The organism is Haliscomenobacter sp., assembly GCF_041740695.1.
In the GTDB taxonomy this organism is placed as follows: Bacteria; Bacteroidota; Bacteroidia; order Chitinophagales; family Saprospiraceae; genus Haliscomenobacter.
This window is the reverse complement of sequence record NZ_JBGSLK010000095.1, coordinates 1-14,337: the sequence shown is the minus strand read 5'-3', so window position 1 is coordinate 14,337 and position 14,337 is coordinate 1. Positions and strand designations below refer to the sequence as shown.

The window sequence follows — 14,337 nt, the reverse complement described above, 5'->3', positions numbered from 1 at the left end:
TAGCTCTTTCATAGTTAATGTTTTATAGCTTGAGAACTACAAAAATATCAACTAATCGCTATGTTTGCTATCTCTGTGTTTTTTGCCTTGGGATACCGAAGCATAACCTTCGGGGGCTTTAGCCCCCCAACCCATTATTCGCATGAAAAATGTATGAGTAAAAAGTATTAGTCTATTTGCTTATTCACTCCGCAAAGACTTGATCGGGTTCGCCAGCGCCGCCCGCATACTCTGCCAACCAATCGTCAAAAACGCGATCAATACCGCCAGTACCCCGGCACCCACAAACATCCACCATTCTATGTTGATGCGGAAGGCAAAATTGGCCAACCACTGTTTCATCACGTACCAAGCCAAGGGCGAGGCAATCAGGATGGCCAGCAGCACGAGGCGCAGAAAATCTTTGGCCAATAAGGTGGTGATGCCCGCCACCGAAGCACCCAACACCTTGCGGATGCCAATTTCTTTGGTGCGTTGCTCGGTCATGTAGGTCACCAACCCAAATAGACCCAGACAAGCAATCAGGATGGTCAAAAAGGCAAAGCAGAGTGCCACCTGACCAATGCGTTGTTCAGCACGGTACATTTCGTCGAACGCCTCGTCGAGGAATTGGTAGCGGAAAGGCATGGCAGGGGCCAGTGCCTTCCATTTGGACTCAATCTGGGCGATCAAATTGGGTGCCTCGCTCATGTTGACCCGGAAGGCCGTTTCCCAACGGTTGAAACCCAGCCGCATGGCCAGCGGGCCTACATTTTCGCGCATGGATTCGTAATGGAAATTTTTAACCACGCCCACGATGGTATAAGCAATGATGTCTTCACCGGAAGGCCCCGTCGTGGAGTAGAGTTTTTTGCCAATGGGGTCGGGATAACCCAGCATATTCGCTACCGTTTCGTTGACGATGATACTGGTGGAATCCGAGCCAAAACTGGAGGAAAAGTTGCGTCCTTTGGCCATTTCCATACCCAGGGTAGGGATATAATCGTAGTCGATGTTCCAGACCTGCATGTTGAAGCCCGTTTCGGCACCCATGATGGCTTCCTTGGAAAACGTATTGTCGGAGCGCGAGGAGTTGGACACGGGCAGGTACCCGGCGTAACAGGCTGCTTTTACGCCCGTCATTTGTTTGATCTCATTTTTGAAGGCCTCCTTGTTGTCTTGCAAACCGGAAGTGGCATTGATGACCAGCACCTGATCCTTGTTGAATCCCAGGTTTTTGCTTTGGATGTAATTCAACTGTTTGTACACAATCACCGTCGCAATGATGAGCAACAGCGAGATGGAAAACTGCACCGTCACCAGGGCATTGCGAAAACTACTTTTGGCACTACCCGCATTGAACTTGCCCTTGAGCACTTCAATTGGGCGAAAGGATGACAGAAAAAATGCCGGATAATACCCCGCCAAAACACCCACAATCAAGGGCAAGGACAATAAAAAAGGCAAATAGCGAGATTGAAAAAAAGTAGCGAGTTTAAACTCCTTGGCGGCCAACTCGTTAAAGTACGGCAAAGCAATCGCAGCCAGGAGCAGCGCAAAAACAAAAGCCAAACAACTGGTGAGTGTAGACTCGGCCATAAACTGCCCCATCAAAGTACTGCGCTCGGTGCCCATCACCTTGCGAATGCCCACTTCTTTGGCGCGGTTGGCCGAGCGGGCAGTACTCAGGTTCATAAAGTTGATGCAGGCTATCGTCAGCAAAAAGAGGGCAACAATGCCAAACACGTACACGTACTGAATATTGCCATTGACTGCCAGTTCGGCCATGCGATCCGAATACAGGTGGATGTCGGTGACAGGCATGAGGGTATAGCCAATTTTATTGCCCGATTTTTCAAAGTCGGCCATACTTTTGATCTCCATAAACCGTCCAGCCTGTGGCAGAATGTAGCGATTGATGAGGTCAGGAAACTTGGCTTCCAGCGCCTGTGGGTCGGCACCCTCGCGTAGGCGCACGTAAGTCTGAAAATTGTGACTCAAGTAGTTGCCAAAGGTGTAATCCGTGACATTGTCCATCGAAAACAAAAAATCGAAATGAAAATGGGAGTTGCTCGGCATATCGGCATATATAGCCGTTACTTTGTATTGGGTTTTTTCATTGATGCCTACTTCCAGGGTTTTGCCCAGGGCATCATTGGTACGGAAGTATTTTTGCGCCGCCGATTCGCTGATGGCCACAGTATTGGGCTCGTTCAGCGCCGTTTTTGCATTGCCCGCCAAAATGGGACGCGGGAACACATCAAAATAGGTGGAATCCACGTGGGCTACGCGGTTTTCGATGATGGTTTCGGTGCCGCGTTTGATGAACTTGCGTCCATCACTGGCGTAAAAACGTACGAACTGTTCTACCTCCGGGTAGTCTTTTTTCAGCGTAGCGCCAAAAGGATCGGAGCAGGTTGCTAGATCCAGATCCGTACCCCCAAACCGAATGTTGGAATGCACCCGATAGGTGCGGGCCGCGTCGGGATAAAAGCGCTCGTAACTCATTTCATCCACCACGTACAAGGCGATCAGGATGAAACAAGCCAATCCTACCGCCAATCCAAAAATATTGATCAGACTAAAGGTTTTGTTTTTGAGGAGGTTTCTCCAGGCAATTTTGAGGTAGCTGCGCAGCATGGCCATTTGTGCGTTGGTTCAAATGTACTGCGCATAAGGCATGCCAAAAAATTAAGATGTTGATTTTTAGTATGTTGAAATTGTAAAAATCAAAAGAGCCGTTCGATAATGGACATTTTTTGTACGGGGATGGACAAGTAGAAGTTCAGATTGAACTGCCCTCCATTTACAGTGACAAAAATCAGTGCCCTTTCTCGCAAACAGAAATAAATTTGGCAGGTTTAATAGTTAGTTATTCAGTCCTTTTTAAAAACCAATAGAGCCTGTTTAATTTTTTGTTAGCCAAGCTCTTAGTCCTTTTTACTCTGCCATGATAAAACCTACAACTTTGGCAATGTCCATGACATTGTCCTTAATGCTCGTGTTCTGCGCTGAGCAGTACGAATCCATCTACCTCAATGCTCAAGAGGGAGAATTGCGTGTACAATTGCAGAACTTACACCCTGCCGCCATCGACTCAGCCATTTTTCGACTTACGGGCACGGGGGCCGTGGTCAAAAACAGGATGGATGGCCAGGAGCTGGTGCTTGATTTGGAACAGGTATCGATGGGGCAACATTTGACCGAGGTCGAAGTTCACAGCCACATGCTGGAGGCCACTCCAGACAAAGGCCTGGCCCTAAAGCGGCACGACATCCTGAACACCTACATTTTGCTGCACAACGCAAGCATAGGAATCGCGATTCCTGGCCCAGGGGATAAAGACGAAGCCTGGACAACTACCGTCCAAGCTTATTACCACCAACACCCCGAAGGTCTGGAAGTACAAGCTTTGCCCCAATCCACCTTCGTAGGTGCCAGTGTGGATTCCAGCAAAACCCTCCAACAGCTGACTTTATCGAGAATTGCTACGCTGGCAGGCCGTAAAGCCGAGCCCGTTTACCTGAAGCATGAAAAAATCTATACGGCGGCGGAATTTTACCAAATGTCTTCGGATGGTCGGAAAATGTACGATTATGAGGGCTTCGCAGCTTTTCAGAAAAAGCTAAAAGGTAAAGACCTGCGGAAAATGGCCTACAAGTACAAGGTGCAGTACACGGATGGCACTACACGGGAGTTTGAGTTCTCAGTCCGCTTGTAATATCAACTTCTGAGGTGATTCCTTAGGTGTCTTAGGTTTCTTAGGTGGTGAAGAAGAAAAAACCTGCGAAGCAGGATAATATTTCACCACCTAAGAAACCTAAGGCACCCAAGGAATCACCTCAGAATTATGCCTTTGTTTCATTTTTCATTGGTAATCCTCCTGAGCATCGCCAACTCTTTATAGGCTGTTCTAGCCTCCTGCGCCGGATACCCAAAGTAAACTTTTCCTTCTTCTAAATCCTTGGAGACCCCACTTTTCGCCAAAACCACTACTTTATTTCCAATGTGCAGGTTTTGAGCAATGCCGACCTGGCCGTACAAGATCACATCGTCGCCAATCACACAATTGCCCCCAATACCAACCTGAGCAGCGAACAGGCACCGTTGGCCCACCACTACATCGTGGCCAATGTGTACCTGGCTATCCAGTTTGGTACCAGCTCCAATCAGCGTATCGCCGGAAACACCTTTGTTGAGGGTACAACCTGCGCCTACATCCACCCGATCTTCCAAAATCACCCGGCCTCCCGAGCGCCATTTGAAAAAACCTTCGGCGCTACGTTTGAAATAAAACGCTTCAGTGCCAATGATCGCGCCGGGTTGAACGATCACTTCCTCACCAATCAGCGTGTATTCTGCAATGGTGACATTGGCCATGATGTGGCTGTTGGCGCCGATTTTCACATAAGGCCCGATCACTACATTGGGCTCAATGATGGCACTTGGATGAATTTCGGCCAAGGGGCTGATGCTGTTTTGCAGGTGTTGATAGGGCCGGTGTTCCAGCACAATGCTGTTGTAGGCCGCAAAAGGATCCGCACAGAGCAATAGGGTTTTACCCACTGGAGCTTCCACCCGTTCATTCAAGATCACAAAAGTGGCAGCCGAACTCAGCGATTTATCGAAGTATTTTTTTACATCTACAAAGGTGATGTCGCCGGGGCGTACCTGGTGGATTTCGTTGATGCCGGTGGCAATGGCCGTGGCATCACCAATAATTTCGGCATTGATCTTTTGGGCTATTTCCTGGATTGGAATGGGTTGGTCGAAAGTCATGGATTGTATTTTGAACTATAGCTGCAAAGAAAATCAAAAAAGAATAAATTTTTTTCAGGATTCAAAATCCAATTCCCGAACCTGCTCCGTAATATCTCCTGTAACTGATTTACAAAATCACCCGATAACTTTTTTGAAACCATGAAAAACAGTATGAAACTGGCCACATTGGCCCTGGCATTTGTTTGTGTGAACTTTTCTTTGAATGCCCAAACGGTAGACGTTGGTGGTGAGCCAATGTACCCGAACAAAAACGTGGTAGAAAATGCGGTAAAATCCAAAGCCCATACCACCCTGGTTGCTGCCGTAGGTGCTGCAGGTTTGGTAGAAACTCTGAAAGGTGCTGGTCCTTTCACCGTATTTGCTCCAGTAAATGATGCTTTTGAAAACCTGCCAGCGGGCACGGTTGAAACCCTGTTGAAGCCAGAAAACAAAAAATCGCTTACCGGAGTGCTCACCTACCATGTGGTGTCGGGCAAGTACGATTTTAAAGCACTGTCCAAAATGATCAAAAAGGGCAATACTACCCTCAGCACGGTGAGTGGTGGTAAGCTCCAACTAAAAATGAATGGCATGCACAACATTCAAATCATGGATGAAAACGGCGGGATGGCCAACGTCAACACGTATGATGTGTACCAATCCAATGGCGTGATTCACTCCATCGATGCAGTGTTGTTGCCTAAAATGTAAATAGGGGGAACTTTCATTTAGCATTCTGCAATCTTCCTCGTGAAGGTTGAAGATATGTAAGCTCAGGATACGAGGTTTTTAGGAACTGCGTAGCCTGAGCATTTTTGATTTTCTCTTTACCATACTTCTCTTTTCTACGTTGAGCTTTATGAATAAATGTGCCTGTTTTTTTTGAGAAAACGACCAATGAAAAAGTCCGACCAGCGCAATGCCAGTCGGACTTTTCTTGTTTAACCAAAAGCCTGTTTTACTTAGGAACGGAAATGAAATAAAGTAAACGAGTTGACTGAGCTATTTTTTGATTTGGCAAGGCGCGAGGAAGGCGCATAGTGAACTACGCAACTGACGAGTAACGCTGCAAAATCAAAAAAGAGCCCGTCAAGTGTTTACTTTATTTTATTTCCGTTCCTCAAAACGTTATGGCGTACTTCAACAACAACTGTTGGGTAACACTCAGCCGAGGCCCTGTTACGGGTTTGCCGCCACCATCCACCTCAATGCCGTTGATGGCGTTGAAATCGGAGGTAAACATGTTCATGTCGTCGTCGTAGAAGAAATTGACCAATAAGCCCAATTGGAAGTTTTTGAACAGCGTCCAAGACAAGCTGTTGCGCCAATCCATATCCACGTTTTGGGGCTTGTTCAGATAATTGCTGAACAACAAAAGATTGGAGGTGTAGGCCAGTTTATCGCCCAAAAATTTGCTGGTGTACACTGCCCGCAGTTGGCTACCCAGTTGCGCATCCACATTTTCGGCAGCAGTGATGTTGCCCTGGGCATTTTTGGTCACCGGGTTGCCGTGAACCCCACGTAAGGCAATGGCATCGCTGCTTACAATCACCCACTTGGCACCCAAGGGGGAATAGAAAAACGAAAACTTGGCGCTAGGTTTGTAATCGACCCCCAAGGCAAGGTTGATGATCGCTGGCGAAAACAGTTGCGCCAAACGGGAAGAACCTTCTACATTGTTGAGGAAAAGCCCGGGGAAACTGCTGCCCCCCTGGTAAGTGGGCGTCAGTTGGCTCAAAAAGTTGAAGTCAGCGGCATAAAACACCTTGGATTTTTCAGCGGTTTTAAAGCCGATTTTTGAGCTCACCACCAATTCATCCAGCGATTTTTGGAAAGGCACGTTCGCAGCAGTGTTGTTGATGCGCACTACTCCAGTGCCCAGGCGTTGTACGCCAAAGTTCCATTGGCCTAGGTTGCTCCAGGCAATCCGTCCTTTTTGGTAATTCCCGAATAAGTTGATGCCTCCACCAAATCCCAGGCGATCTTGGGCTGCACCCTGCCGAGGATTGATGTTGAGCAACTGGTCAAAAGCCAGCGCCAAACCAGCGCCACTTTTCCAGTAAGAAGTGTCTTTCACGGCTGCTTCTTGTCCATAACTGGCAAAGGCAACCCATACAAACAGAAAAAGCAGTTTGTAGCGTAATGGTTGTTTCATTGTTGTCGTTTGGAAGTGTTTTAATGTGTCGTAGGGGCAAGCCTTGCCGCTACTTGTGTGTTGTATTTCAAGTAGGGACAAGCCTTGCGCTTTCCCCTACTTGTGTGTTGTATTTCAAGTAGGGACAAGCCTTACGCTTTCCCCTACTTGAATATCTCGTATTTCTCGCTGGACAGTTTGTTGAGCGGTACTATTATTTTGCGGTCATCGGCATCGAGGGTCATTGTGGAATTGTCCATCGCAACGATTTTACCTTTCACTCCGTCGATGGAAATGAGGTCACCTACCTTTACTTTACTTTTGTTGTAATAAGATGCCAGTAAATTGCCGACCAAAGGCCGCGAAGCATAGCCGTAACCCACGGCAAAAGCGCCCACAATACCCGCTAAAATGATGGAAAGGTTATCCTGGATAAAGTTGGTATCGATACCCGCCTGCGATAAGGTGATCATGGCCACGTTGATGAAAACGAAGTAAAAAACAAAATTGGCAATCAATCCTCCTGCCGGAATATTGAGCGAAATACAAGCGGTATGCACCAGCTTTTTGAGCATATCAGCAAACAGGATGCCAATCACAAAAACCACTAAGGCGGAGAGGATGCGTGGCAGATATTCAAAAATTTTGCTGATCATTTCCGATACTGCCGTGATGCCCAGGGTATCGGTGGCCGCCATAAAGAAGAAAATAAAAATCACGTAATACAAAAACTTACCTACCATGGTGGAAGGTTTAAGCTTCACCGGAGAACGAGCGATAAAATCAATTTGATTGAGTCGATCCCCCAATTTATCGGCACCAATGCGCTCCAACAATTTCTGGAAAAAGCGCGCAATCATTCTACCTAAAAACCAACCCAAAAACAAAAGCAGCAAAGCGCCAACGAATTTGGGCACAAAAGCGATCAAGCCCATGAAGAACTGGTCAAACATGGGCTGATACTTGTTGTAAAGGTTGTTGAACCAGTCGGTGATGTTTAGTAAAAAAAGGTTCATAATAAATGGGTTGGGTTGAAGGATTTATGGATTATCGAGTGATTTCAGGACTTTGCGGGCCTACTCCAGCGGGTCCGTGGTTGTCCGGGCGATCGGGGGTGTTGGGTGGAATGTGGTTGGGATTTTGGGAGCCGTCGGGGTCGTTACCGCCTGCCGCCAGGACCATGACCCCCACCATTTGGGACATGTACAGGTCGGCGACGTCGCCGAGCATTCGCAAGAAACCGAGATTACCCCACACACTGCTGACAATGCGTTCGTATTTTGCGGGTTCGATGCGCTCGACGTCTTCTTCGAGCATCCGTTGGAAGTTATTAGGATTCATAAGCCGAATTAGTTTGTGGCCGGCATCAGATCTTCCTTGACCTTTTGGGCCTTTTCTTTGGCACGTTTTATTTGCATTTTCACTGCGCTTTCGGTTTTATTCAAAATTTCAGCAATGTCCTTGATCTGCATGTCATCCTGGTATTTCATCAAGAGGATAATTCGATCAGGAGTAGGAATTTCGTCCAATACCTTGCGCAATGTGTCGACTTCTAGTTGAAGCAAAGCCTCATCAGGCACCTCGTCTGCAGTGTCGGGTGCTTTTTCGATGTCGTCGCTAAATAGCTCACCGTGTTTCTTATTTCTCCGCAAATAATCGATGCAAAAGTTGTACGTTATGGAATACACCCAGGTGGAAAACTGCGCTTTTTCCCCAAATTTAGCAAGGTTGAGGAAGATCTTCAGGAAGATCTCCTGGGTAGCGTCGTGGGCCAATGCCTCATTTTTGAGGATAGAGATACACTTTGCATACACCTTACTCACATAACGATTGTACAACAAAGTGAAACAGGGGTTTGCCTGGGTTTGCAGGTAAACATGGATCACTTCAAAATCCCGCATTTCTTTGTTACAAGTAACAGCACTCAATTTTCTTAGGTGTTGATTCACCTGCGAAGATAAACAAAAACCGTGATTTGTAATTTTAGACGTGAAGAACTGAAAAAAGGTACGCTATGAATCTGAAAAATCTTAAAATTTTTAACTAAAATATAAGGAAGTAGGTACATTTCCACCTTTTAGGCTGCGCTTGTTATTTTAACGTTGGTACAACAATTGATTATTACTGCGCCGACCAACGCTTGAGCTCCACCGTGATCTCCTGATGCCTTGAATCAAATCCGAACACTGCTTCCTGAAATTTTGGTGCCCGCCATTTCACTTTTATGTTGTTCGAAAAAGCGTAGGGTTCAGTAGGAATACCCAGCGCATTTTTGTCCATTTTTCCATTGTTGTTCAGATCGTGGTAAACAGCCACTGCGTAGTTGCCAAAGGGGAGTTGATCGCAGGTAAGTAGGGTATTGATGCCAGGTCTCAGAGGCAAAGCCCCGCCGCGAAAAGATTGTGATTCGCTGGGAAAAGATTTTTCGTTGTTGTACACCGCCATCCGAATGCTGCCTTGGGTTTGCAGCACATTTAGTACTTTGACCGTCAGGGTGCCTTTTTGTTCAGCCTGAACGAAGTTGAGGAAAAGTATAAAAAGGATGTTCATCATCTACTGTTGAAATACACAATGCTACTTAGCGCCAGAGGCGCATCTTTCTTAGATGTCTCTTAGGTTTCTTTAGTTTCTTAGGTGGTGAAAAAGAAAAAACCTGCGCAGCAGGGTATAAATTTACCACCTAAGAAACTAAAGAAACCTAAGGGACACCTGAGCATTACAACGCAAAAATGTACAAATGGTTATGCTGTGGCAATGATTGCCTCCTGAATCAGGGGTATACTCACGATAAATTCCTGCTCGGTTTGTTCCACCAACACGGGTTGATCGCTGAAGTATTCGTAGCGGTTTTTGATGTTGGACAAACCAGTTTGGGTGCCAGGTTCGGGGTTGGAGCGCAGTTGCAAGGTATTGCGTATCACCAGGCGTTTTCCAGATTCAATTTTTAGGGAGATGCTCAGCGGTTTTTCCCGCGAAATGATGTTGTGTTTGATCGCATTTTCAAATAGCAATTGCAGCGACAGGGGCACGATCAGGTAATTCCGGTCCGCCTTGGGTATGTCGATGCTGAGGCGTAGGTTGTCACAAAAACGCTCTTTGTGCAAAAACATAAAGGATTCCAAAAACTCCATTTCTTCCCACAGCGGGATCAAGCGACGCTCCTGGATTTCGAGGATGTAGCGGTACACTTTGGCCAGTTTTTGTACAAACTCCACCGCTTTGTCCGGGTTTTCTGGGATGATGTACACCAGTGTATTCAGGCTGTTGAACAAAAAATGCGGATTGACCTGGTTTTTGAGGCCATCTAGTTGAGCTTGTACAAATTCCCGCTTGAGTCGCTCGGCTTCATTGAGCGAATCTTTCCAGCGGTGGTACATGTAGATGCTTTCGTAAATGGACCAAAAAAGGACAATCAGGAAAATGGAAATCAAATTGGTGGTCAATTCCGAGGGTTTGGGATGATTCGTATGCGCCGTGGCCCAATGGTGCACGATATCCAGCAGAAAGTTTAGGACAATGTAGGAACCACCAATCAACAAAATGGAAAAGCCAATCCGCTTCCCAATTTGGCTCGGATGTGGATAACGAATCCGTTTGCGGGCAATCACCGTCCTTACCGCCATCCAGTAACTGATGGTATAGGTACAAGACATTGCCCAATTGATCGAAAACTCTTGAAGAGTAGTAAAAGTATAATCTTTGAACAACAAAAAAGGCAGAATTGCACCCAGAATGGGCACAGTAATGACAATCGCCCAACGGTCGTCAAATCCAAATAGTTCGCGATTGCTCAGTTTTCTGCCTTTTTTGGGCGTCATGATAACACTGGTTTCAATCTCAAAGCGACACATTTTAGCACAAAGAAAACACAAAGGGGCACAAAGAACACAAAGAACACAAAGAACCGTCAACTTCTAACTTTGTGTCCTTTGTGCCCTTGTTTTTTTCTTTGTGCTAAAAAAATGTCGCTTTAGGCATTCTTGATGAATAATTTCTCTTTGTGTTCTTCAAATTAGAACTGCATCCGATACATAATATCCGGGAAAAACCCCGATTGGTATACATCGTTGATTTCATTCGTCCGGGTATTGAACCTCCGGCTAAAGATATTTTGTTTGCCAGTAACATTCTGAAAATCCATAAAAAACTGCTGGGAAACGTTTTTCTTCTTACTGTTCACCCGGTAGCCGAATTTAACATCCCAGCGCAGGTATGGTTCGTAACGTTCGCTAAAAGCACGATCTTCATACAAGACTTCTTCACCCACTGCTCGTGAAACTTCCAGGTTGATCGGCGTATAATTGCGCCCACCAGCCGTGGTGAACTTGGTGTCAAAAGTAAAGGCGTTTTTACCCCCTTTGCCAAAACGGAACTCCTTTCCCGCTAGAACATTCAAAATATAGCCATTGTTGAAGGCTGTATTTCGCTCAATGCCATCGCTACCTTTGTATTTCGAATCAAATACCGAGCCAGTGACCAAGGTGTAGTAACCTCTGCTGAAAAATTTCTCGATGGTCAGCTCTACCCCGTAATTCTGTCCGGTACCTTCGTTCACCAGATTACTTGCCTCTGGGAATACAAAGTCCGCGCCAGCATTCAGCAAGGAAAAACTGCTGGGGTTAGCCTCCACGGGTACTTTATCCAGGGTTTGGTAGTACGTTTCGGCTTTTACCCGCCAATCAGTACCAATTTTTTGGTCGTAAGCCAGTACAAAATGGTTGGCCCTGGTAAAGTCGAGGTCTTCATTGGAGGGCACAAATACCCCCGGACTGGTTTCTTCGCGGAAGAAAAATACGGGTAGTGGTTGGGTTTGGTTGTGCAAACCATAACCGAGGGTCAAGGTCTGACTCGGCGCCAATTGCCAGCTCAACGCGAGGCGAGGCTCGAGAGCTGCAGTATTGTTGTAGTCAAACAATTGGCCATGCAAACCCGCGTTCAAAGTCAGTTTTTGCCCCAATTTGAATTGGCCTTGCGCAAAAGCCTGCCATAGCCCCATGCCACCGTCAAAATCACGCACGGTTTGCCAGTTGGGGGTATCTTCCCGATCCAATACCCGGGTAGCTACGTCATAAATTTGTGCCAAAATCCCGGTGCGCAACGTAAAGCGTGCATTGAATTTTTGGTTGTAGTAAGAAGACAAAGACCAGGTGTCCGTCCGGTCATCGACTTCTACGATCTGGCGGCGCTCCGGAACTTCATCATTAGGCAACTGGTATTCATCATAAAGGTTGCCTGACGTAGACCAGGAGGCAACAGTGCGCCAGTAAGCATTTTTACCCACCACGATGTTGTGGCGCAGGCCCAAAATGCCTAGGCGAGATTTCACGTAGGAATCCTTGCCCGTTTCAGCAAACAAATCGTCGTCATCAATGTCTTTGCCCAAAAAGTCGATGTTGCTGCTGGCTCCAATTCCAAAGATGGAAAACTTGCCAATCTTGCTGTTGGGTAAATCAAACTTGAAGGACACATCGCGGTAATTCGGGATCGCTGCCGTACCCACAGGTATGCCTACCACATCGGCCAATTGTACAAAGGAGTTGCGCACACTGACGATGTAGGATGAATTGTGCTTTTTGCTCAAAGGGCCTTCCGCCATGGCTTCCAAACCACTAAAGGCGGCTAACTGTAAGGTGTATTCGGCTTTGTCTGAGTTGCCACTGCGGAAACCCAAGTCAAACACCCCCGACATGGCATTGCCATACTCGGAAGGGAAAGCCGAGGTGAAAAAATCAGAACTTCGCAGCAGGTTGGGGTTGATGGCGCTTACCGGGCCACCCGTGGTACCAGAGGTAGAAAAGTGGTTTGGGTTGGGAATTGGTACGCCCTCTAACCGCCACAATAAGCCCGTGGGTGAGTTGCCCCGAATGACGATGTCGTTGCGCGAATCGTTGGCAGCGGCTACCCCGGCAAAACTTCCGGCCAGGCGGGCAACGTCATTGCGGCCACCCGAAAAGCGGTTCACTTCTTCCACATTAAAAGAGCGGGCACTGACGCTGGCCATATCGTTGTTGGCTTTGTCTTTGTTGACAGCGGCGGTGATCACCACCTCATCCATTTTGACGATGGCTTCTTCCAAACTGAGTTCGAGCACTACTTCTTTACCAGCCGAAACCAGTACGTTGGGTACCGTGATGCTGTTGTAACCCAGGTAGCTGACCCGAAATGCCTGACGCCCCAGAGGTACGGCTTCGATGCTGAATTTGCCATCCAGATCCGTTACTGCACCTTGGGTTGGTTCGGAATTGAGCAGTTCAATGGTTACGCCAATCAGGGCTTGTTCGGATTGCTTGTCGTAAATGGTCCCTTTTACCGTCTGGCTGTTTTGAGCCGTAACAGATATGCCAAAAAGGCAAAGGATTAAAAAAACTGTCGAGTGTTTAAGAGCCTTCATAATGAGTATAGGTTTGTGTTGGTGTAAGTCGGTGTCGGGAAGTAGACAGCATTTGGGATACACCCGTGGCTGAATACGCTACAAAAATGGCAGAATGCAGGGCCACAAACCAGCGTTTTGTGCCCAGTTGTACTTTGCATGGAGTGAATTGTAGGATTGAATAGCTGAGTTGTTAAGGCAGAAGGCCATTTTTGGGGCAAAACACAATTTTCCCCACAAACAACCATTATTAGAGCATTACAATCTTTGTACTTGTTATAAAGGATTTTTTCTATTCAAAAAACCAAAGAAAATGATCAAAAGAACCTTGTTTGTACTGAGTATTGCCCTGTTGGCCAGCTCCTGTGACACCCTGTCCAACCTAGTTACTTCGGTGTATTCCGAACCCACCACCGCTGAAATTGGCTCCGGCTTGAAGTCAGCGCTGGAAATCGGCATCGGCAAAGGCTCTGATGCACTTTCGCAGATCGATGGCTACTTCAAAAGCCCTTATAAAATTCTCTTGCCGGAAGAAGCACGCAAAATCACCGCCAAGTTGAAAAACGTACCTGGATTTTCGGATTTGGAAAATGTGATTTTGGAAAAAATCAACCGGGGTGCCGAAGATGCCGCCAAAAAAGCCAAGCCGATTTTTGTGTCAGCCATCACTGAAATGACCTTTAGTGACGCCTTGAATATCCTGATGGGACAATCCGACGCTGCTACGCAATACCTGCAACAAAAGACCAACGAACAATTGTACCAGGAATTCAACCCCGTCATCATTGAATCGCTGGATAAATTCCAGGCCCGTAAAGTGTGGTCGGATGCAGTTGCGGTGTACAATAAAATCCCGCTGATCAACAAAGCCAACCCCGATTTAGGTGATTATGTTACCCGCGAAGCGCTGAAAGGGATGTTTGGCATGGTGGCCAAAGAAGAGCAAAACATCCGCACCAATGTCTCGGCTCGGACGAGCGACTTGTTGCGCAAAGTTTTTGCTAAACAAGACAAGAAGTAACTTTGTTGAGGGGTTGATGCCTCGGCTTCGCTCGGCAACCGGCGCTTCGACTACGCTCAGCGACCGGTTGCC

General features: G+C 46.9%; 12 protein-coding genes. 3 read left to right on the top strand and 9 right to left on the bottom strand.

Features of this window, described 5'->3' with window-relative positions; all coding sequences use genetic code 11:
- Nucleotides 1–180 precede the first annotated feature (180 nt).
- Nucleotides 181–2,619 carry an ABC transporter permease gene (locus tag ACEW9O_RS19150; RefSeq protein ID WP_373551801.1) on the bottom strand — a complete coding sequence of 813 codons (2,439 nt, stop codon included), beginning with the start codon at nucleotides 2,617–2,619 and terminating at the stop codon, nucleotides 181–183.
- A 340-nt stretch (nucleotides 2,620–2,959) separates the two neighbouring features.
- Between ACEW9O_RS19150 and ACEW9O_RS19145 the strand changes: the two genes are divergently transcribed.
- On the top strand, nucleotides 2,960–3,700 hold the full coding sequence (locus ACEW9O_RS19145) for a hypothetical protein (RefSeq protein WP_373551800.1): 741 nt from the start codon (nucleotides 2,960–2,962) through the stop codon (nucleotides 3,698–3,700).
- A gap of 140 nt (nucleotides 3,701–3,840) precedes the next feature.
- Here ACEW9O_RS19145 and ACEW9O_RS19140 read toward each other — a convergent pair whose 3' ends face one another.
- Nucleotides 3,841–4,758, bottom strand: coding sequence for an LpxD N-terminal domain-containing protein (locus ACEW9O_RS19140; RefSeq protein ID WP_373551799.1), 918 nt, complete (start codon nucleotides 4,756–4,758; stop codon nucleotides 3,841–3,843).
- Between the two features lie 153 nt (nucleotides 4,759–4,911).
- Here ACEW9O_RS19140 and ACEW9O_RS19135 point away from each other — a divergent pair, with 153 nt between their 5' ends.
- On the top strand, nucleotides 4,912–5,451 hold the full coding sequence (locus ACEW9O_RS19135; RefSeq protein WP_373551802.1) for a fasciclin domain-containing protein: 540 nt from the start codon (nucleotides 4,912–4,914) through the stop codon (nucleotides 5,449–5,451).
- Between the two features lie 409 nt (nucleotides 5,452–5,860).
- On the opposite strand, the gene ACEW9O_RS19130 is transcribed toward ACEW9O_RS19135, so the two are convergent.
- The 7 genes from ACEW9O_RS19130 to ACEW9O_RS19100 all read right to left on the bottom strand — a co-directional run bounded on the left by ACEW9O_RS19130 (nucleotide 5,861) and on the right by ACEW9O_RS19100 (nucleotide 13,265).
- The gene (locus tag ACEW9O_RS19130; protein WP_373551798.1) at nucleotides 5,861–6,895 is read right to left on the bottom strand and encodes a DUF3078 domain-containing protein; all 1,035 of its coding nucleotides are present in this window, start codon (nucleotides 6,893–6,895) and stop codon (nucleotides 5,861–5,863) included.
- A 143-nt stretch (nucleotides 6,896–7,038) separates the two neighbouring features.
- Nucleotides 7,039–7,890, bottom strand: a complete 852-nt coding sequence (locus tag ACEW9O_RS19125) for a mechanosensitive ion channel domain-containing protein (RefSeq protein WP_373551797.1) — start codon at nucleotides 7,888–7,890, stop codon at nucleotides 7,039–7,041.
- A gap of 31 nt (nucleotides 7,891–7,921) precedes the next feature.
- On the bottom strand, nucleotides 7,922–8,215 hold the full coding sequence (locus ACEW9O_RS19120) for a hypothetical protein (RefSeq protein WP_373551796.1): 294 nt from the start codon (nucleotides 8,213–8,215) through the stop codon (nucleotides 7,922–7,924).
- An 8-nt stretch (nucleotides 8,216–8,223) separates the two neighbouring features.
- The gene (locus tag ACEW9O_RS19115) at nucleotides 8,224–8,802 is read right to left on the bottom strand and encodes an RNA polymerase sigma factor (protein ID WP_373551795.1); all 579 of its coding nucleotides are present in this window, start codon (nucleotides 8,800–8,802) and stop codon (nucleotides 8,224–8,226) included.
- A gap of 193 nt (nucleotides 8,803–8,995) precedes the next feature.
- Complete coding sequence (locus ACEW9O_RS19110) at nucleotides 8,996–9,424, bottom strand: DUF2141 domain-containing protein (RefSeq protein WP_373551794.1); 429 nt, start codon at nucleotides 9,422–9,424, stop codon at nucleotides 8,996–8,998.
- A 191-nt stretch (nucleotides 9,425–9,615) separates the two neighbouring features.
- Entirely contained in the window at nucleotides 9,616–10,692 is a 1,077-nt protein-coding gene (locus ACEW9O_RS19105) for a sensor histidine kinase (protein ID WP_373551793.1), read from the bottom strand.
- A 194-nt stretch (nucleotides 10,693–10,886) separates the two neighbouring features.
- Entirely contained in the window at nucleotides 10,887–13,265 is a 2,379-nt protein-coding gene (locus ACEW9O_RS19100; protein ID WP_373551792.1) for a carboxypeptidase-like regulatory domain-containing protein, read from the bottom strand.
- 292 nt (nucleotides 13,266–13,557) lie between these two features.
- On the opposite strand from ACEW9O_RS19100, the gene ACEW9O_RS19095 reads away from it, so the two are divergent.
- Entirely contained in the window at nucleotides 13,558–14,265 is a 708-nt protein-coding gene (locus ACEW9O_RS19095; protein WP_373551791.1) for a DUF4197 domain-containing protein, read from the top strand.
- The last annotated feature ends 72 nt before the right edge of the window (nucleotides 14,266–14,337 follow it).

Coding starts and splice junctions, on each gene's coding strand:
- ACEW9O_RS19150 (WP_373551801.1), bottom strand. CDS start 2,619: ATGCTGCGCAGCTACCTCAAAATTGCCTGGAGAAACCTCCTCAAAAAC.
- ACEW9O_RS19145 (WP_373551800.1), top strand. CDS start 2,960: ATGACATTGTCCTTAATGCTCGTGTTCTGCGCTGAGCAGTACGAATCC.
- ACEW9O_RS19140 (WP_373551799.1), bottom strand. CDS start 4,758: ATGACTTTCGACCAACCCATTCCAATCCAGGAAATAGCCCAAAAGATC.
- ACEW9O_RS19135 (WP_373551802.1), top strand. CDS start 4,912: ATGAAACTGGCCACATTGGCCCTGGCATTTGTTTGTGTGAACTTTTCT.
- ACEW9O_RS19130 (WP_373551798.1), bottom strand. CDS start 6,895: ATGAAACAACCATTACGCTACAAACTGCTTTTTCTGTTTGTATGGGTT.
- ACEW9O_RS19125 (WP_373551797.1), bottom strand. CDS start 7,890: ATGAACCTTTTTTTACTAAACATCACCGACTGGTTCAACAACCTTTAC.
- ACEW9O_RS19120 (WP_373551796.1), bottom strand. CDS start 8,215: ATGAATCCTAATAACTTCCAACGGATGCTCGAAGAAGACGTCGAGCGC.
- ACEW9O_RS19110 (WP_373551794.1), bottom strand. CDS start 9,424: ATGAACATCCTTTTTATACTTTTCCTCAACTTCGTTCAGGCTGAACAA.
- ACEW9O_RS19105 (WP_373551793.1), bottom strand. CDS start 10,692: ATGACGCCCAAAAAAGGCAGAAAACTGAGCAATCGCGAACTATTTGGA.
- ACEW9O_RS19100 (WP_373551792.1), bottom strand. CDS start 13,265: ATGAAGGCTCTTAAACACTCGACAGTTTTTTTAATCCTTTGCCTTTTT.
- ACEW9O_RS19095 (WP_373551791.1), top strand. CDS start 13,558: ATGATCAAAAGAACCTTGTTTGTACTGAGTATTGCCCTGTTGGCCAGC.